The sequence below is a fragment of the Rhodococcus sp. NPDC060086 genome (assembly GCF_042730275.1).
In the GTDB taxonomy this organism is placed as follows: domain Bacteria; phylum Actinomycetota; class Actinomycetes; order Mycobacteriales; family Mycobacteriaceae; genus Rhodococcus.
The window spans coordinates 42,205-58,771 of record NZ_JBHWWZ010000024.1 but is presented as its reverse complement, the minus strand read 5'-3'; the positions used below and the strand labels follow the sequence as shown (position 1 = coordinate 58,771).

The 16,567-nt window shown below is 70.1% G+C and carries 16 protein-coding genes and 1 pseudogene; 8 read left to right on the top strand and 9 right to left on the bottom strand.

Translation table 11 applies throughout. The annotated features are described in order from the left end of the window. Nucleotides 1-5: 5 nt before the first annotated feature. The 3 genes and pseudogenes from ACFWB0_RS15185 to ACFWB0_RS15175 form a co-directional block, all read left to right on the top strand. Nucleotides 6-413 carry a PPOX class F420-dependent oxidoreductase gene (locus tag ACFWB0_RS15185; protein ID WP_378491283.1) on the top strand — a complete coding sequence of 136 codons (408 nt, stop codon included), beginning with the start codon at nt 6-8 and terminating at the stop codon, nt 411-413. Nucleotides 414-512: 99 nt separating this feature from the next. After that, complete coding sequence (locus tag ACFWB0_RS15180) at nt 513-1,046, top strand: glutathione peroxidase (protein WP_378491282.1); 534 nt, start codon at nt 513-515, stop codon at nt 1,044-1,046. Nucleotides 1,047-1,437: 391 nt separating this feature from the next. Next, nucleotides 1,438-1,587: pseudogene (locus ACFWB0_RS15175) on the top strand (acetyltransferase); the annotation flags it as partial. A gap of 38 nt (nt 1,588-1,625) precedes the next feature. Here ACFWB0_RS15175 and ACFWB0_RS15170 read toward each other — a convergent pair. The 3 genes from ACFWB0_RS15170 to ACFWB0_RS15160 are packed head-to-tail and all read right to left on the bottom strand — an operon-like array spanning nt 1,626 to nt 5,295. Next, nucleotides 1,626-2,999 (bottom strand): metallopeptidase TldD-related protein, encoded by a 1,374-nt coding sequence (locus ACFWB0_RS15170; RefSeq protein ID WP_378491281.1) that lies wholly within the window; start codon nt 2,997-2,999, stop codon nt 1,626-1,628. Then, entirely contained in the window at nt 2,996-4,534 is a 1,539-nt protein-coding gene (locus tag ACFWB0_RS15165; RefSeq protein ID WP_378491280.1) for a TldD/PmbA family protein, read from the bottom strand. Before ACFWB0_RS15165 ends, ACFWB0_RS15170 begins: the two co-directional genes overlap by 4 nt. Continuing rightward, a complete protein-coding gene (locus tag ACFWB0_RS15160) occupies nt 4,531-5,295 on the bottom strand; it encodes a TSUP family transporter (protein ID WP_378491279.1) in 765 nt (254 codons plus the stop codon). Before ACFWB0_RS15160 ends, ACFWB0_RS15165 begins: the two co-directional genes overlap by 4 nt. 150 nt (nt 5,296-5,445) lie before the next feature. Between ACFWB0_RS15160 and ACFWB0_RS15155 the strand changes: the two genes are divergently transcribed. The 4 genes from ACFWB0_RS15155 (at nt 5,446) to ACFWB0_RS15140 (ending at nt 10,151) form a co-directional block, all read left to right on the top strand. Further along, complete coding sequence (locus ACFWB0_RS15155) at nt 5,446-5,991, top strand: FxsA family protein (RefSeq protein WP_378491278.1); 546 nt, start codon at nt 5,446-5,448, stop codon at nt 5,989-5,991. Nucleotides 5,992-6,013: 22 nt separating this feature from the next. Continuing rightward, nucleotides 6,014-7,633, top strand: coding sequence for an amidohydrolase (locus ACFWB0_RS15150; protein WP_378491277.1), 1,620 nt, complete (start codon nt 6,014-6,016; stop codon nt 7,631-7,633). 62 nt (nt 7,634-7,695) lie between these two features. Next, a complete protein-coding gene (gene lnt, locus ACFWB0_RS15145; RefSeq protein WP_378491298.1) occupies nt 7,696-9,327 on the top strand; it encodes an apolipoprotein N-acyltransferase in 1,632 nt (543 codons plus the stop codon). Next, nucleotides 9,327-10,151 (top strand): polyprenol monophosphomannose synthase, encoded by an 825-nt coding sequence (locus ACFWB0_RS15140; RefSeq protein WP_378491276.1) that lies wholly within the window; start codon nt 9,327-9,329, stop codon nt 10,149-10,151. The genes lnt and ACFWB0_RS15140 overlap by 1 nt, the downstream gene beginning before the upstream one ends. Nucleotides 10,152-10,178: 27 nt before the next feature. On the opposite strand, the gene ACFWB0_RS15135 is transcribed toward ACFWB0_RS15140, so the two are convergent. The 5 genes from ACFWB0_RS15135 to ACFWB0_RS15115 all read right to left on the bottom strand — a co-directional run bounded on the left by ACFWB0_RS15135 (nt 10,179) and on the right by ACFWB0_RS15115 (nt 15,365). Then, nucleotides 10,179-11,210, bottom strand: coding sequence for a diiron oxygenase (locus ACFWB0_RS15135; protein ID WP_378491275.1), 1,032 nt, complete (start codon nt 11,208-11,210; stop codon nt 10,179-10,181). Then, nucleotides 11,207-12,148, bottom strand: coding sequence for a prephenate dehydrogenase dimerization domain-containing protein (locus ACFWB0_RS15130; RefSeq protein WP_378491274.1), 942 nt, complete (start codon nt 12,146-12,148; stop codon nt 11,207-11,209). Before ACFWB0_RS15130 ends, ACFWB0_RS15135 begins: the two co-directional genes overlap by 4 nt. Next, nucleotides 12,145-14,304 carry an aminodeoxychorismate synthase component I gene (pabB, locus tag ACFWB0_RS15125; RefSeq protein WP_378491273.1) on the bottom strand — a complete coding sequence of 720 codons (2,160 nt, stop codon included), beginning with the start codon at nt 14,302-14,304 and terminating at the stop codon, nt 12,145-12,147. Before pabB ends, ACFWB0_RS15130 begins: the two co-directional genes overlap by 4 nt. Before the next feature lie 7 nt (nt 14,305-14,311). Next, on the bottom strand, nt 14,312-14,755 hold the full coding sequence (locus ACFWB0_RS15120; protein WP_378491272.1) for a chorismate mutase family protein: 444 nt from the start codon (nt 14,753-14,755) through the stop codon (nt 14,312-14,314). Nucleotides 14,756-15,029: 274 nt separating this feature from the next. Continuing rightward, complete coding sequence (locus tag ACFWB0_RS15115; protein ID WP_378491271.1) at nt 15,030-15,365, bottom strand: RNA polymerase-binding protein RbpA; 336 nt, start codon at nt 15,363-15,365, stop codon at nt 15,030-15,032. 182 nt (nt 15,366-15,547) lie between these two features. Here ACFWB0_RS15115 and ACFWB0_RS15110 point away from each other — a divergent pair, with 182 nt between their 5' ends. Beyond that, nucleotides 15,548-15,880 carry a hypothetical protein gene (locus tag ACFWB0_RS15110; RefSeq protein ID WP_378491270.1) on the top strand — a complete coding sequence of 111 codons (333 nt, stop codon included), beginning with the start codon at nt 15,548-15,550 and terminating at the stop codon, nt 15,878-15,880. Nucleotides 15,881-15,927: 47 nt separating this feature from the next. Here the strand turns inward: ACFWB0_RS15110 and ACFWB0_RS15105 are convergent, their stop codons facing one another. Beyond that, nucleotides 15,928-16,530, bottom strand: a complete 603-nt coding sequence (locus tag ACFWB0_RS15105; protein ID WP_378491269.1) for a hypothetical protein — start codon at nt 16,528-16,530, stop codon at nt 15,928-15,930. Nucleotides 16,531-16,567: the final 37 nt, after the last annotated feature.

Below are 16,567 nucleotides of genomic sequence, written 5' to 3'. Positions count from 1 at the left end.
GGCGCATGCCTGATGGGGAAGCCACCACACCGTCGTTCGCCGACCTCGCCGCCGCTCAATACGTGCTGCTGAGTACGTTCCGCAAGAACGGCACCGCCGTCGCCACCGCCGTGTGGGCGGTCGCCGACGGCGACCGCCTGTTGGTGTGGACGGCGACCGGTTCGCACAAGGTGGGGCGGGTGCGACGCGATCCGCGCATCACGCTCGCGGTGTGCGATGCGCGGGGGCGGCCCCGCAGCGCCGCGGTGCCCGGCACCGCGGTGATCCTCGACGAGGCCGGTACCGACCACACGCGGTCCGCGATCATCGGAAAATACCGACTGTTCGGGTGGCTGACCGTCAAGGGCAGCCTGCTGCGTCGCGGCCGGTCCGGCACGATCGGGTTGGCCTGCACCCTCGATCCCACCGAGTGACCCGAGAACACCGAGCGACCCGAGAACACAGACCCGGGCGTCCAGACCCGCGTATCCGAATTCGACATGCCCGATCCCGAACAACCCCCGAGGAGAGCTGTGAGCGTCCACGATTTCACCGTCACCACCGCCGACGGCGGCACCGAATCCCTCGCTGCGCACCGCGGCAAGCACCTGCTGATCGTCAACGTGGCGAGCAAGTGCGGGCTGACCCCGCAGTACGAGGGACTCGAGGCACTGCACCGCGCGAAGAAGGACGCCGGTCTGCAGGTCGTCGGGTTCCCGTGCAACCAGTTCGGTGGGCAGGAGCCGGGCACCGACAGCGAGATCCAGGATTTCTGCTCGGTGAACTACGACGTGACGTTCCCCGTCTACGGCAAAATCGACGTCAACGGCGACGACGCGGCGCCGCTGTACACGTATCTGCGGGCGCAGGCGCCCGGCGACTTCGGTCCCGACAACGGGTTCCTGTTCGAGCACGTCAGCAAGTCGCGTCCCGAGGCGATCGGCACCGACGAGGTGAAGTGGAACTTCACCAAGTTCCTCGTCGACCCCGAGGGCGCGGTGGTCCGCCGCTTCGAGCCGACCGTCACCCCGGAAGAGATCACGAAGGAACTCGCCGACCTGCTCTAGGAGACACCGGCTGTCGGAAGGACGGCTGTCGACAGACTCTACGGGAGGCTCTACCTCGGTGCGGCACACCTATCTGTCCCAATCCGTGTTCGTCGCTGCCGCGGGGCTGCCGCTGATACCCGGCGCCCTGCGGCACCGGTTGCTCCGCGGCGCCGGGGTGCGAGTGTCGGCGCCCAGCCTGATCCACCGCGGCGTGGTGGTGCAGGGGCTGGGCCGGTTGACGCTCGGCTCCGGGGTGTTCGTCAACCACGGGTGTTTCTTCGACACGGTCGCCGACATCACCGTCGGCGACCGTGTCTTCCTCGCCGATCATGTGCGGGTCCTCACCAGCAGTCACCGCACCGGACCGAACGCACAGCGCGCCGGGCCGCTCACCGGAGAATCGGTACACATCGGGGACGGCGCCTGGATCGGGTCCGGGGCAGTGATCCTGCCGGGAGTGACGATCGGGGCCGGCGCGGTGATCGGCGCCGCTTCCCTGGTCACCGCCGACTGTGCCCCGAACGCACTGCATGTCGGCAGCCCCGCGCGGCACCGCCGCGACCTATCCTGACCGGCTCCCGATCGTCGGGGACGGCCTCACTGTGCCGCGCTGACCGAGGACATGTGGAAATCGGGGATACGCATCGGCGGCATCGCGGTGCGGGTGAACCAGTCGTTCCATTCCCGCGGCAATGTCCGCTCGGTCGCACCGACCTCGACGGCGCGACGCAACAGATCGAGCGGTGATTCGTTGAACCGGAAGTTGTTCACCGCGCCGCGCACCTGCCCGTCCTCGATCAGGTACACACCGTCGCGGGTCAGGCCGGTCACCAGCAGGGTCGACGGGTCCACATCCCGCAGGTACCACAGGGTCGTGAGCAGCAGACCCCGCTCGGTGCCGGCGATCATCTCGTCGAGGGTGGCATCCGAACCGCCGGTGAGCAGCAGATTCTCGCCGGGTACGGTCACGGGCGCGGAGAATTCTGCCGCCGCGGCCCGCGGATAGGCCAACGCGTGCACGGAGCCCTCGCGGATCCAGTCGACGCGCCCGACGTCGAGGCCGTTGTCGAACACCGACACCGTGTCGGTCGAGGCGGTCGCCGTGAGGAACGGTGGGCAGCGCAGGCCCGGCGCGCCCGGATCCGACGACAACGTCAACGGCAACGCCGCCACGGTCTCGCCGACGCGGGTACCACCCGGCCGTGACCATGCGGTGTGCCCTTCCTCGGCGCCGCGCCCGGCCATCGACCACATCAGATAGATCATCAGATCCGCCACCGCCGACGGTGGCAGCAGCGTCTCGTACCGGCCCGGTGGCAACGCCACCGAGGTGCCTGCCCACCCGAGCCGCCGGTCCAGTTCGGTGACCAGCGCCGCGGTGTCGACGTCGGTGAATTCGGTGGTGCCGGCCCCCGCCCACGCGCCGGCGCCGGACAGCCCGCCGCGTTTGGCGGTGATCTCGAGCGACCCGTCCTTCTGGGTCCACCGGCGCCGCAGCCCGGTGGAGGTGCCGAGCCAGGTGGTGTGCACCTGGTGGTGCGCGAACCCGTACAGCGGATCTCGTCCGGTGTCGCCGAATTCGCCGGCCAGCGCCTCGATCACGTCACCGAACACCTCGATGCCGGTGCCGGCCGCCGCGTCCGCCCAGTCGGCGGGCACTCCGTCGCCGGGCAGCAGCGGCATCGCGTCGGTGGCCTCGGCTGCGGTGTCGGCGGCCGCGACCGCCGCGGCCACCACCGCGGCGACCTCGTCGGCAGGCACACTCGGGGCGGTGACGATGCCGCAGCGGGGCTGCGGGTCGCGGCGAATGGCGATCACCGTCCAGCTGCGCGACCGCATCACCCCGTTGGTGGTCAGCGAACTGCCCGCCCACCGCACATTCGCGTCTTCGCTGTCGGTGACCAGCACGATCGTCTCGTCGGCGCGGGACGCGGCCAACGCGGAGTCGACGAGCCGGGGTGCGTCGATCATCGGCCGCTCTCCTGCCGGGTGTTGAGCACGTCGATCTGCCGCAGCAGCACCGACGGGCAGCCGTGGCTCACCGCCGCGATCTGTCCGGGTTGCGCTTTGCCGCAGTTCATCGCGCCGCCGAGCTGCCATGTCGAGCGGCCCCCGACCGCCTCGAGTGCACCCCAGAAGTCGGTGGTGGTCGCCTGATACGCCACATCGCGCACCTGCCCGGCGAGGCGGCCGCCGCGGATCCGGTAGAAGCGTTGCCCGGTGAACTGGAAGTTGTAGCGCTGCATGTCGATCGACCAGCTGCGGTCACCGACCACATACAGGCCGTCCTCGACCCCGCCGATCAGATCGGCGGTGGAGCGATCGACCTGCGGATCCGGTTGCAGCGACACGTTCGCCATCCGTTGCAACGGCACATGATGCGCCGAATCGGCGTAGGCGCAGCCGTTCGAGCGCGCCGCACCGGCCTTCGCGGCGAACGCCCGGTCGAGCTGAAACCCCACCAGCACGCCGTCACGCACCAGATTCCACGATTGGGCGGCCACCCCGTCGTCGTCGAACCCGACGGTGGCCAGCCCGTGCGGGTGGGTGCGATCGGCGGTGACGTGCATCGCGGCGCTGCCGTAGCGCAGCGACCCGAGCTGATCCGGGGTCGCGAACGAGGTGCCCGCATAGGCGGCCTCGTAGCCGATCGCCCGGTCGTATTCGGTGGCATGCCCGACGGATTCGTGGATGGTCAACCACAGGTTGGTCGGGTCGATCACCAGATCCGTCGGGCCCGCCGTCACCGTCGGTGCGTGCGCCTTCTCGGCCAGCAACTCGGGCAGCGCCGCGAGCTCACCGGACCAATCCCACACGGTGTCGGACGCGACGTACTCCCAGCCCCGCCCGGTGGGTGCGGCCAGGGTGCGCATCGACTCGAACGTCCCGGCCTCCCGGTCCACGGTGGTCGCCTCCAGATGTGGATGCACCCGCACCCGCTGCTGGGTGATCGACGAGCCCGCCAGGTCCGCGTAGAAGCTCTGCTCCTTGACCAGTTCGCATCCCGCCGCGACGTGATGCACCCCGTCCGATCCCTGCAACCTGCGTGAATAGTCGATCAATACCGCGATCTTCTCGCCGGTGGGCACCGCGAACGGGTCGATCTCGTAGTCCGAGCACCACCTGGTGTCCCGGTACACCGGTTCGGGTGCCCATTCGACGGGGTCGCGGTTGAGCGGGCGCAGTGCCCGTGCCACCGTCACCGCCCGCGTGGCCGCGTGTGCGGCGCCGTCGGGGTCCGGGTCGGGATGCGAGCCGAAACCCCAGGTCCCGTCGATCAGCACCCGCACCGCCACACCGAGATCCGACGCGTCCACTGCGGATTGGACTGCGCTGTCACGCAGCATCAACGATTCGGTGCGCACCCGATGCACCCGCACATCGGCGTGCTGGGCGCCGGCGGCGCGGGCCACCGACAGTGCCGCATCGGCGATGCGCAGCAACGGCAGCGCCAGGAAATCGGGATCGACGACATTCACCTGCAGCAGCGTATCGGCCCTGTTCATCCGAACTGCTGGATTCCGAGATTGATCACCATCGCTGTGACCACTATCAGGAGCAGGACCCGCACGAACCCGGCACCGCGCCGCAGGGCGGTGCGTGACCCGAGCACCGACCCGGCGACATTGCACACCGCCATCGCCAACCCGAGCGTCCACCACACGTGCCCGCCGAGGGCGAACAACACCAGCGCCCCCAGGTTCGACCCGAAGTTGAGGACCTTCGCCATCGCCGCCGAGGTGACGAATTCGCTGCCGAGCATCGCCGCGAACACGATGATGAAGAAGGTACCGGTGCCGGGGCCCAGGATGCCGTCGTAGAACCCGATGACCGCGGCCGCCCCCACGATCACCAGCACCACACGCAACACGCTCGGTTTGTGTGCCGGGGCGGTCCCGAGCGCGGGGCGCGCCGTGACGAACACCGCCACCGCCACCAGCACCACCATCACGAGGGGAATGAACGCGTCCGGGTCGATCAGCGACACCGCCGCCGCGCCCGCGGCCGCGCACCCCGCCGCGACCAGCGCCGCGGGGGCCAGGATCTTCCACTGCAACGGGATACGCCGCGCGAAGGTGAGCACCGCCGCGCCGGTGCCGAAGATCGCGGTGAGTTTGTTCGTCGCCAACGCGGCCTGCGGGGTGAGGTGCGGTGCGACGAGGAACAGGGCCGGCAGCAGGATCAGCCCGCCGCCGCCGACCACGGCGTCGACCCACCCGGCGGCTGTGGCCGCCACCAGCAGTACGGCCCAGTCCGCGGCGCTCATCACACCATTCGATCACGGCGCGGTGCGGTATCGGAGGCGGCGCACACGAACGATGCCGGGTCGGGAGAAAAATCGCGGTGCCGTTCGTTGATCGGGTAACGGCCGGTCATCCCAGAGCAGACGGTGCGGCCGGCACCCGGAAGGACCGCCATGTACCTGTTGTTGTTCCTCGCCTACGTGGTCGCGGAGATCGCCGTGCTCGCCTGGCTCGGCTCCACGCTCGGCGCGCTCGTCACCGTGCTGCTGTTCCTGGGGGTGAGTGTGCTCGGCTACGCAGTGCTGGCCTCCCGCGGGCGCCGCGCACTGCGTGATCTGACCTCGTTGCGCGGCGGCACACCGCCGAACCTCGATGTGACGCCGGAGCGGATGCTCACCGATGGTGCGCTCATCGGTGTCGGCGCCGCCCTGGTGTTGATGCCCGGGCTGATCACCAGTGTTCTCGGCATCGTGTTGCTGCTGCCGACCCGCGCGGTGCTGCGTCCGCTGGTGCGGATGTTCGCGGCGCGGCAGGTCGCGCGGCACGGCGCCACCGTGCGGGGGACCCGCACGGTGGTGGTGGACGGGCAGGTCGTCGAGCACACCGTGCTCGGTGCCGATCCGCGCCTGACCGCACCCGCCGCGAGCGACCCGGTGATCCGCAGCGACGGGGTGCTCGAGGGCGAGATCGTCGACACCCCGCCCCGCCGACACCCGTGACGAGAGGGCAGACTGGACTCTCGTGAGTTCAGCACCGCGCACCCAGCTGCTCGTCGGCGGCCGCATCTACAGTTCCTCCGCCCCGGACGCGACCGCGATGGCGGTCACGGACGGGCGCGTCGTGTGGGTCGGTCAGGACCGCCCGGGGAAGGCATTGCATCCGGACGCGGAGATCATCGACCTCGGTGGGCTGTTCGTCGCCCCCGGGTTCGTCGACACCCACATGCACGTCACCGCCCAGGGGCTGACGGTCACCGAGCGGAATCCGCTTGCGGTGGACCTGTCCGATGCCGGTAGCTGCGCCGAGATGCTGCGCCGGGTCGCGGAGTTCGCCGCCATCCATGACACCGCCGTCATCTGGGGGCAGGGTTGGGACGAGACCACCTGGCCCGATGCGGCGCCGACCACCGCGGATCTCGATGCTGCGGCTCCCGGCCGGGCGGTGTACCTCGCGCGGGTCGATGCGCATTCGGCGGTGGCCTCCACCGCGTTGCGGGCGGCCGCGCAGGTCACGAGCCTCGACGGCAGTCACCCCGAGCAGCCGCTCACCGCCGCCGCGCATCATGCGGTGCGCGCCGCCGCGCACGCGGCGCTGACCCCGCAGCAACGCGCTGGCGCCCGCACCGCGGCCCTCGACGACGCGGCCGCGCACGGGATCGTCGCGGTGCACGAGTGTGGTGGCCCCGACATCTTCGGTCTCGACGACTTCACCGAACTGCTCGCCCTCGACCATCCGGTGCAGGTGCGCGGCTACTGGGGGCAGGCCGTGACGACGGTGGAGCAGGCGCGCGCGGTGCTCGCGGACACCGGTGCCCACGCGCTCGGCGGGGATCTGTTCGTCGACGGCGCATTCGGGTCGCACACCGCGTGGTTGTCGGAGCCGTATCTCGATGCGCCGGACTGTTGCGGCCGCAGCTATCTCGATGTCGACGCGATCGTCGCGCACCTGCGGGCCTGCACCGTCGCCGGGATCCAGGCCGGATTCCATGTGATCGGTGACGGTGCGGTCGCTGCGGCGCTCACGGCGGTCGAGCAGGTCGCCGCGGAGTTGGGTGGACCCGCGGTCGCGTCGTGCGGGCATCGTCTCGAGCATGTCGAAGCGGTCACCGCCGCGCAGGCGCAGGTGCTCTCGCGGTACGGGATCCTGGCGAGCATGCAGCCGGGGTTCGATGCGGCGTGGGGTGGCACGTCCGGGATGTACGCGCAGCGGCTCGGCACCGAGCGGGCCGCGGCGCTCAACGATTTCGCGGCGATCGCGGCGACCGGCACGTCGTTGGCGTTCGGGTCCGATGCGCCGGTGACCGCGCCGCGCCCCTGGGCGATGCTGCGGGCGGCGGTGCATCACCGCACCGAGGGCAGCGGCATCTCGCCGCGCGCCGCGTTCGCCGCGGCGACGCGGGGTGCGTGGCGGGCCGGTGGGGTCCGGGACGGTCTGGCGGGAACGTTGGATCCGGGGGCGCCGGCGTCGTATGCGGTGTGGGAGGCGGGCGAGTTGGTGATCAGTGCCCCCAAGGACGGGGTGCAGCGCTGGTCGACGGATCCGCGGTCGCGGGTCGCGCCGCTGCCGGATCTGACTCCGGGTACCGAGGATCCGGTGCTGGTGCGCAGTGTGCATCGCGGCCGTGTGGTGTACGAGCGGTGAGCGCTGTCCCGCAGGACGCTGCGCCGGCCGCGCCGGGGGCCGGGTCGACGTGGACGCGGCGGCTGACCCCGGTGTTGGTGCGGTCGCTCGCCGCCGTGAGTGCCGGACTGCTGGTGTTCGCGAGTTTCCCGCCGCGGCCGCTGTGGTTTCTGGCGCCGGTGGGGATCGCAGTCCTGGTCACGGTGGTGACGGCACGGCCGATGCGGCGGTGGGCGGGGTTCGGGTACGGCTATCTCGCGGGGCTCGGGTTCCTGGTGCCGTTGTTGCCGTGGATCGGGGTGTATGTCGGTCCGCTGCCCTGGTTGGCGCTGGCCGCGGTCGAAGCGCTGTTCGTCGGCGTGTTCGGGGCGTTGGTGGTGCATCTGCGGTCGATGCCGGCGGCGCCGCTGTGGATCGCGGCGGCGTGGTCGCTGACCGAGTATCTGCGTTCGTCGGTGCCGTTCGGTGGATTTCCGTGGGGCCGGTTGGCGTTCGGGCAACCGGACGGGTTCCTGGTGTGGCTTGCCGCGGTCGGGGGCGCCCCGCTGGTGTCGTTCGCGGTGGCGTTGATCGGCAGTGGTGCGGCAGCGATCGTGGTCGCGGTGGTGCGTGGCCGCGCCCGCCGTCCCGGTACGCCGGGGCAGGGTGACTCGGCTCGCGGTGGTCTGCTGCCTGCGGTGACATGGACGGTGTTGGCGCCGCTCGCAGCGTTGGCGGCGTGGCCGTTGGTCGTCACCCCGGACACTGCCGACTCGGTCGGGCGGGAGGTGACGGTCGCCGCGATCCAGGGCAGCGTGCCGCGCCTGGGTCTGGAGTTCAATGCGCAACGCAAGGCAGTGCTCGACAACCATGTCGCGCGGACCCTCGAGCTTGCCGGGCAGGTCCGTGCCGGGGAGGTCGACGCCCCGGATGTGGTGATCTGGCCGGAGAACGCGTCCGACATCGATCCGCTGCGCAATGCCGACGCTGCCGCGGAGATCACCGCGGCGTCCGCCGCGATCGGCGCCCCGATTCTCGTGGGTGCGGTGTTGGTCAACGGTGACGGCACCACCACCAACTCGGTGATCGTGTGGGACGCGCAGGGCGGGCCCGGTGAGCGGCACGACAAGCGGATCATCCAGCCGTTCGGCGAGTATCTGCCGTATCGGTCGTTCTTCCGGTTGTTCTCCGAATACGCCGACCGCGCCGGGTTCTTCGTGCCGGGCAACGGTGATGGCACGGTCACCGCGGCGGGCATCACGATCGGTGTGGCCACCTGCTACGAGGTGGCGTTCGACCGGGCGTTCCGTGATTCGGTCGAGGCCGGTGCACAGCTGCTGGCGGTGCCCACGAACAATGCCACTTTCGGGGACACGGAGATGACGTATCAGCAGTTGGCGATGTCGCGAGTGCGTGCCGTCGAGCACGGTCGCAGCGTGGTGGTCGCCGCGACGAGTGGGGTCAGCGCGGTGATCGACCCCGACGGTCGGGTGCAGCAACGCACCGCTCTGTTCGAGCCGGCGGCGTTGGTTGCGCGCGTGCAGTTGCGGCAAGACGCTACGCTGGCTAGTCGGTTCGGACCCGTACCGGAGCTCGTGCTCTGTGCCGGGGCCGTGGCCGCCGCCGGTGTCGCCCTCGTGCGCGACCGCCGGCGACGCGATGCGTCGGGGTCACAGCCCGAGTCCGGCGCAGCATCAACCCCGGCCACCGGCCGGTTCGACAGGGAGGACCTTTGATGGCAGCGGTGACGCCGGCCGGGGACACGAGCGCACCGAGCGCCCGCACCCTGGTGATCATTCCGACGTACAACGAACGTGAGAACATCGGACGGATCGTCGAGCGGCTGCACGCTGCGCTTCCGCACACCCACGTGCTGATCGTCGATGACGGCAGCCCCGACGGCACCGGCGGGTTCGCCGACGAGCTCGCGGCGGCCGACCGAAAGGCGGATGGAGCAGGTGGGCGCATCGAGGTGATGCACCGCACCGAGAAGAACGGTCTGGGCGCCGCATACATTGCCGGGTTCCGGTGGGGTCTGGAGCGCGGCTACACCGTGCTCGTGGAAATGGACGCCGACGGCAGTCACGCCCCCGAGCAGTTGCATCTTCTGCTCGAGCGGGTCGATGCGGGTGCCGATCTGGTGCTGGGGTCGCGGTATGTGCCCGGCGGCACGGTCGTGAACTGGCCGTGGCATCGGGAGGTGCTCTCCCGCGGCGGCAACATCTACTCACGGCTTGCGCTCGGGGTGGCTGTCCAGGACATCACCGGCGGCTACCGCGCGTATCGGCGGCATGTGCTCGAAGCCCTCGATCTCGATGCGATCGCCTCGCACGGCTACTGCTTCCAGGTGGATCTGGCGTGGCGGACCCTGCAGGCCGGGTTCGACGTCGCGGAGGTGCCGATCACCTTCACCGAACGGGAGATCGGTGAATCGAAGATGAGCGGCAATATCGTGCAGGAAGCGCTGCTCAAGGTCACGCTGTGGGGACTCGCGTCGCGGGTGTCGAAGGCACGGGCTCTGCTGGCGCGGGCTCTGCCGGTGAGGTCGACCGGGCGCTGACGCTCGTCGGGGATCGGCCGTCGCTGTTCACCGCGGGGGGTCGAACGGGCCGCGCGCCACGAGGTCGGTTTCGACCCCGAGGTGTGCGCAGAGGCGGCGGATCGCGGTGCAGTCCTGTACCACCGGTTGCGCGGCGGCCGCCGCGGCGGTGTCGGTGAGCATGACCTGTCCGCCCGGGATCTGCTCGTGCGCGAGGATCGCGGCCCAGGTGTCCATGTCGTTGCCGGTGAATGCCTCGATCCCGGTGGCGAGCGCGTCGAGCAGCAGTTCGCGTTCGGTCGCGTCGAGTTCGTCGAACACCATGGTCAGTAGTTCCCCGGCGAGGGAGCTGTGGCACAGTTCGTCGCGGCGATGCACGGCGACGGTGCTGCGGTTGACCGGCTGGACCGTCTCGTCGCCGGTGAACAGACCGAGGTAGGCGCTGATCGAGGTTTCGGCGACGGTGGTGAACGCCAATCGGATCAGCGCCGCGTGCCGCGGGTCGAGGGCGTGGGCGACCGCTGCGTCGTGGGCGCGGACGGTGCGGCACGGCGGCAGGGCCGCATCGGGCATCGCCCAGCCGCGGCGTCGGCGGGTCAGCGCGTTGACGTTCTGGTGCATGAGCGTGTGGTATTGCTCGTCGACCATGGCCTGCAGTACCCCGACGGTGACGGAGTCGTGGGGGCCGAGACCGAACACGTCGGCGGTGATCAACCCGAATCCGGGATTGACGACGTGCTGTTCGATGTCGATGACATTTTTGTTGTAGGCGATCCAGGCCCATGCCTCGATCCGGGCGCGGTGCTGCTCATCGAGCGCGAGGTAACGCGGGTGGGTGTGGAACGGGATCATCGTGTCGGGGAAGTCGCGGAGCGTCGGCTCGAACATCGCGTCGAGGTCCGGTTCGGTCTTCTTGACCGCGGCGCGGCGACCCCAGGAGCGCGACAGTCCGCGGATCACAGCGCTTTCGACGGGGTCGGTCGGGTCGTGGTCGGGTAGTTCCGGTGGACGCAGCCGGGCCCGCACCGGTGCGGGGGCGGTGGTGGGTGCGAGTGGGATTGCGAGGTCGGGATCGATCATCGGGGCCCCCCGTGCTCGAGGTCGGGTCCGGGTGCTGCGGACGGCAGCATCGTCAGTAGGTGCCCGCACAGGGCACGATACCGGTCCAGTTCGGGTGCGAGTGGGGTTCGTGCCCGGGTCATCACCGCCGCGAACGCGTCGAACCGGTGGTCGGTGGCAGCCGCGTCGAGTTCGTCGAGGGCGTCGCGTAGTGCGCGGCGGGCGTGCGCCGCGTACGGGTTGGCCGCCTGGATGTCGTGGTACACCTCGGGCGCGCCGGAGGCGACGCGCGCGAGGAGGGCGCGCAGCAGCATGTGCGGCGGTGGGGCGGTGGCGTCCGCGGCGGTGGGCGGGTCGAGGGACTCGAGCGCCAACCCGAACGCGAGGACCGTCGCGTGGGTGAGGGCCTGGGTGGTGGCGGTGATCCGGTCGTGTTCGTCCGCGCCGACCGGGACGACGTGCGCGTCCCAACTGCGTAGCGTCGCGACGAACCGCTCGACCTGCGGTCCGTCGTGGTAGACGACGGTGGCGACGGGGCGGCCCGCGATGGCAAGGGACGGGGCGAACATGGGATTGATGCCGAGGGCCGGGTGGCCGGGTAGTTCGGTGTGTACGGCGCCGGCCATCGCGGTTTTGACGGACAGAGTGTCGACGAGCAAGGTGCCGGGCGGTAGCAGGGTCGCCAGGGTGGGGAGCGCGGCGAGGGCCACCGGTTCGGGGACGGCGAGGACCACGGTCGCGGCGGCGCGCAGTGCGGATTCGGCGGTGGGGGTCGGTGCCGTCACGTCCGCGCGGAGGGTGGTGCACTGCGGATCGTGTTGTCGGGTAGGGGGATCGGTGGGGTTCGGGTCGAGGATGTGGATCCGGTGGCCGTCGCGTCGGAGCGCCGCGACGAGCATCGCGCCGACGGCGCCACTGCCTCCGGCGACGACGACCGGCCCGGTGGGTGCCGCCGTCACCGGCGGGGTCCGTCGGTGAGCGAGGCGATGTCGCGGGGTTCGGTCGCGCCGGTGCCGCCCGCGCCGGGGTCGGCGAGGCAGCGGCGCATCGCGACGGCTTTGACCAGGGTTTCTTCGAGTTCGTCGTCCGGATCGGACAATGCGACGATCGCGCCGCCGATGCCGAAGCTGACCTGATGGTCGGTGGCGACCATGGTGCGGATGACGATGGACAGGTCGACCGTGCCGGTCAGGGACAGATATCCGAGTGCCCCGGAGTAGACGCCGCGTGGCCCGTCCTCGAGTTTGTCGATGATCTCCATCGTGCGCAGTTTCGGTGCGCCGGTCATCGAGCCGCCGGGGAACGCGGCCCGCACACAGTCCACCGCGGTCATGTCGGGACGCAGGGTTCCGCGGACGGTGGACACCAATTGGTGTACAGCAGAGTAGGTTTCGACGTCGAAGAGGGTGGGGACGTGCACCGATCCGGGGGTGCACACCCGGGAGAGGTCGTTGCGTACCAGGTCGACGATCATCAGGTTTTCCGAGCGGTCCTTCTCGCAGTGCCGCAGGTGCTCGCGCAGGGCGTGGTCCTGTGCGGCGGTGGTGCCGCGCGGCCGGGTGCCTTTGATCGGTTTGGATTCGACGACGCGGTCGGTGCCGATCCGCAGGAACCGTTCCGGGGATGCGCTGAGCACCGACAGTCCGGGAAATTGCAGCAGGGCGCTGTACGGGGTGGGGCTGATGCTGCGCAGTACCCGGTAGGTGCGCAGGGGGTCGATGTGCCGGTCGACGGTCGCGGTGTTGGTCAGGCACACCTCGTAGGTTTCGCCGCTGCGGATCTCGGCGAGGCACTGGCCGATGAGTTCGAGGTAGCGCTGCGGGTCGTGCCGTACCCGGATGTGCTCGTCGCGGTCGGCGCGCACGAGCAGCGGCGGCGGCGGGGCAGGCACCGAGTCGGACAGGGTCGCGAGGACCGCGGCGGTCTCGTCGAACCACGCCGCGGTCGCGGCTTCGCCGACCCGGTCGCTCAGGGCGAGCAGGTAGCAGCGGCCGGCCTCGTGGTCGAGGACGACGGCGCGATCGGCGAACACCATGGCGGCGTCGGCGACGGGGGAGGTGTGCACCAGTTGGCCGCCGGCGTCGGCTTTGAGTTCGTAGCCGAGATAGCCGACGTAGCCGAGCCCGAAGGTGAACGGTAGGTCGTCGCGGGGGGCGACCTGCCGCTCGGTGAGACGCCGGTCGAGGTGGTCGAAGAACGTGCAGTGGTAGGAGGTGCTGCTGCCGTCCCGGTGATGTTCGTGCACAAGGGTTTCCGCGACGCTGTAGGTCACGAATTCGGCGCGGGGTCCGGCGGCGTCGCCCATCACCGTGAACCGGGAGTCCGGTTCGAGCGCGTCGCTGCCGTCGAGTAGGAAACTGTGCGGGCCGGCCGCGAACAAGGCGTCGTACACCGCGTGCGGGTCGGGGTGGCAGTCGAGGGTGCGGCTTTCGAGCACGTACCGCGCTGCCGCCGGTGCCGGGGGCGGCGCGGCGACACCGTTGCGGCTGGTGCGGGCCTGCGTCGCGGTGGTGGCACGGAAGTTGTCGAGCAGTTCGAATCCGTAGTCGGTGCCGATGGATTCGGGGTGGAACTGCACCCCGAACAGGGGGCGGTGGCGATGCGCAACGGCCATGAGCAACCCGTCGGCGGTGCGGGCGAGCACCTCGAACTCGTCGGGTACCTGCTCGACGATCAGCGAGTGGTAGCGCACGGCGGTGAAGGGGGACGGGATGCCGGTGAACAGCCCGGTGCCGTCGTGCAGGATGTCGCTGGTGCGGCCGTGCACCGGTTCGGGGGCGCGGACCACGGCGCTGCCGAACAGGTGGCACAGCCCCTGATGTCCGAGGCACACACCGAGCACCGGGACGGGCAGTTCGGTGAGGGCGCGGGCGCTGATCCCGAAGTCGCGTTCGCGGTCGGGACGCCCGGGCCCGGGGGAGATGACGACGTTGTCGAAGTCGAGGGTGAGGATCTCGTCCCAGGCGGTGTCGTTGGTGACCACGATCGGGGGTGTGCCGTTGACGCGGGTCAGCAGGCTGTAGAGGTTGTAGGTGAACGAGTCGTAGTTGTCCACGAGCAGGGTGCGGACCGGGGGGGACGCACCGGGGGCGGGTGAGGACGCGGACGCCGACATGACGGGGTCAGCTCCGGCGTTCGCTGGATGCGGTGTCGTCCCGGTGGCTCGGCGCGGTGTCGTCCCGGTGGCTCGGCGCGGTGTCGTCGCTGTCGGTGACGATGAGGTCCTCGACCCGGCAGGCCTCGCCGATCAGCAGGTCGTAGAGTGCACGCACGAACTCGGCGGACAGGCCGTGGCGGTCGGCGTAGTCGCGGGCGCGGCGGTGGACGAGTTGCATGCGGCCGGGTTGCAGCACCGCGATGTCGTGTTGCTGTTTGAGTTCGGCGACGCGTGTGCACAGTGTCAGCCGGTCTCGGACGGCGTCGAGCAATGTCCGGTCGACGCGATCGAGTTCGACGCGCAACGCCTCGAGCGCGGCCGCAGCATCGGCGCCGGCGTCTTCGATGTGTGTGGTGGTGTCGATGTGCCTCGTGGTGTCACTGCCGGTGACGGTGTTGTTGTCGTTCACGTGTATTCACCCCCCGGGTGCTGCCAACCGGATGATCGTCGGATGATCGGTGCGTGATGTGAAGGTGGTGCCGGCGACCTGTTCTCGTCCGGCGGGTTCGCCCATAATTGCACGCCCATCCGCGGGGGTGCCCGCCATTTGATCTTTTTGTGGCGTGTCCGCGATCTGAGGTGGCCCTGCAATCCTGGGAAAAGGAAATGCCGTTGCGGGAATGGAATCCCGCAACGGCATCGCCGAGTGCGCAGCTCGGGTGGTGAGACCCGGTGGGGGTCGTTCAGCCGCGCCGCTTGCTCTTGATCAGGTCGAGACGTTCCTTGAGGAGTTCCTCGAGGTCCTCGACCGAGCGACGCTCGAGCAGCATGTCCCAGTGGGTGCGCGGCGGCTTGGTCTTCTTCGGCTCGGGTGCAGCTCCCTCGAGGAGGGTGCCTTCGAGGCCGTTCTTGCACATCCAGGTGCCGGGGATCTCGGCTTCGTCGGCGAACGGCACGTCGAACTCTTCGCCGTTGTCGCAGCGGTAGCGTGCCATCCGACGCGGCGCAAGATCGTGGTCACGGTCGGTTTCGTAGCTCACCGCCCCGAGTCGGCTGCCTCGCAGTACACGATCTGCCATGGTGGTGTCCTCTCTCGTAATGCTCCGCCCGGTGGGGCCCGGTACCGACGCGGCGTGTGCCGGGCGGTTCCCACGTCCACACCATGTCAACGTCGGCGGGGCCGAATCCGTTCCCGAACCGGGGACGCGGCCGATCTGCCAGTTTACCGGCACGGGTTCTGCGCTCGGTAACGTGTCACCCTATGGCCGGACGGGAACGCAGACCAGCGAGTTGTCTGTGGTGTGGACGACCGGTGCCGGAGGTCGGGACGGGGCGTCGTCGCCGCTATTGCCGCCAGTCGTGCCGGCAACGTGCCTATGAGCAGCGTGCCACCGCGACGAGCACGGGGCCGGCGGCCGATGCGGTGGTGTTGTCGTCGGCGGAGGCCGAGGCCGTGACCGATCGGGCGTTCGAGGTGCGGTGCGCCGCCGAGGACGTGGCGACCGCCGTCGACGAAGGTGCCGATCCGGTGGAGCTGCGCCGGTTGTGTGCCGAGCTGGTAGAGCTGGCGCGGGCGGCCGAACGACTCCGCTGAGGGTGCGTTGCCCGGCCGCCGTCTCGCCCGGTCGTTGGTCGTGTCGGTCAGACGAAGAATCCGCCCATGGTGTAGATGACCTGGCAGAACGCACCGTTGACGTACTGCACCGATCCGAACAGTGCCGCCATGACGGGTCCGGAACCCGGCGCGATGGTGGTGGAGAGCTGCGGGACCCCACCGACCTGATCGTCGAGGGTGGCGACACCGGCCCGGAAGTTCTCCATGTTCATCCACACGAACTTCAGGTCGGCGGCGGCCGGTTGGACGGGGATGGTCGGCTGCACGAACACCTTCATCTCCCCGAACCCGATGTCCGGGTCGGCGTGCGGGCCGGGATGTGCCCACCCGGAGGTCATCGCGAATGGAGTGAATCCGCCGCCGCAGCCGGGACCGACCGTCGGTGCGGGCGTCATGAACGGCTGCGGGATGTTTCGCGGCGGCGGTTCGAGGATCGTGGGGGTGCGCGCGGCGTCGACGAGTCGGTCGAGGGCGCCGACGAGGTCCGGCGAGCCCGCGAGGTCGGCGCGCAACTGGTCGACGGGCACCCCGGCAGGGGCGGGATCGGCGGCGGCGTGGGCGGGGACCGCGACGGCGAGTGCAGCGGCGAACAGGACACCGAGTGAGCGGGCGAACCGGCGACGCGACATCTGATGCTCCTTCGTGGGGTGTGGCAGTGGTGCGTCA

Excerpts from the sequence above, each read along its gene's own strand:
- ACFWB0_RS15110 (WP_378491270.1), top strand. The coding sequence starts at position 15,548 with ATGGCCGGACGGGAACGCAGACCAGCGAGTTGTCTGTGGTGTGGACGA.
- ACFWB0_RS15155 (WP_378491278.1), top strand. The coding sequence starts at position 5,446 with ATGTACCTGTTGTTGTTCCTCGCCTACGTGGTCGCGGAGATCGCCGTG.
- ACFWB0_RS15165 (WP_378491280.1), bottom strand. The coding sequence starts at position 4,534 with ATGAACAGGGCCGATACGCTGCTGCAGGTGAATGTCGTCGATCCCGAT.
- ACFWB0_RS15140 (WP_378491276.1), top strand. The coding sequence starts at position 9,327 with ATGGCAGCGGTGACGCCGGCCGGGGACACGAGCGCACCGAGCGCCCGC.
- ACFWB0_RS15170 (WP_378491281.1), bottom strand. The coding sequence starts at position 2,999 with ATGATCGACGCACCCCGGCTCGTCGACTCCGCGTTGGCCGCGTCCCGC.
- ACFWB0_RS15160 (WP_378491279.1), bottom strand. The coding sequence starts at position 5,295 with ATGAGCGCCGCGGACTGGGCCGTACTGCTGGTGGCGGCCACAGCCGCC.
- ACFWB0_RS15105 (WP_378491269.1), bottom strand. The coding sequence starts at position 16,530 with ATGTCGCGTCGCCGGTTCGCCCGCTCACTCGGTGTCCTGTTCGCCGCT.
- ACFWB0_RS15115 (WP_378491271.1), bottom strand. The coding sequence starts at position 15,365 with ATGGCAGATCGTGTACTGCGAGGCAGCCGACTCGGGGCGGTGAGCTAC.
- ACFWB0_RS15135 (WP_378491275.1), bottom strand. The coding sequence starts at position 11,210 with ATGATCGATCCCGACCTCGCAATCCCACTCGCACCCACCACCGCCCCC.
- ACFWB0_RS15185 (WP_378491283.1), top strand. The coding sequence starts at position 6 with ATGCCTGATGGGGAAGCCACCACACCGTCGTTCGCCGACCTCGCCGCC.
- pabB (WP_378491273.1), bottom strand. The coding sequence starts at position 14,304 with ATGTCGGCGTCCGCGTCCTCACCCGCCCCCGGTGCGTCCCCCCCGGTC.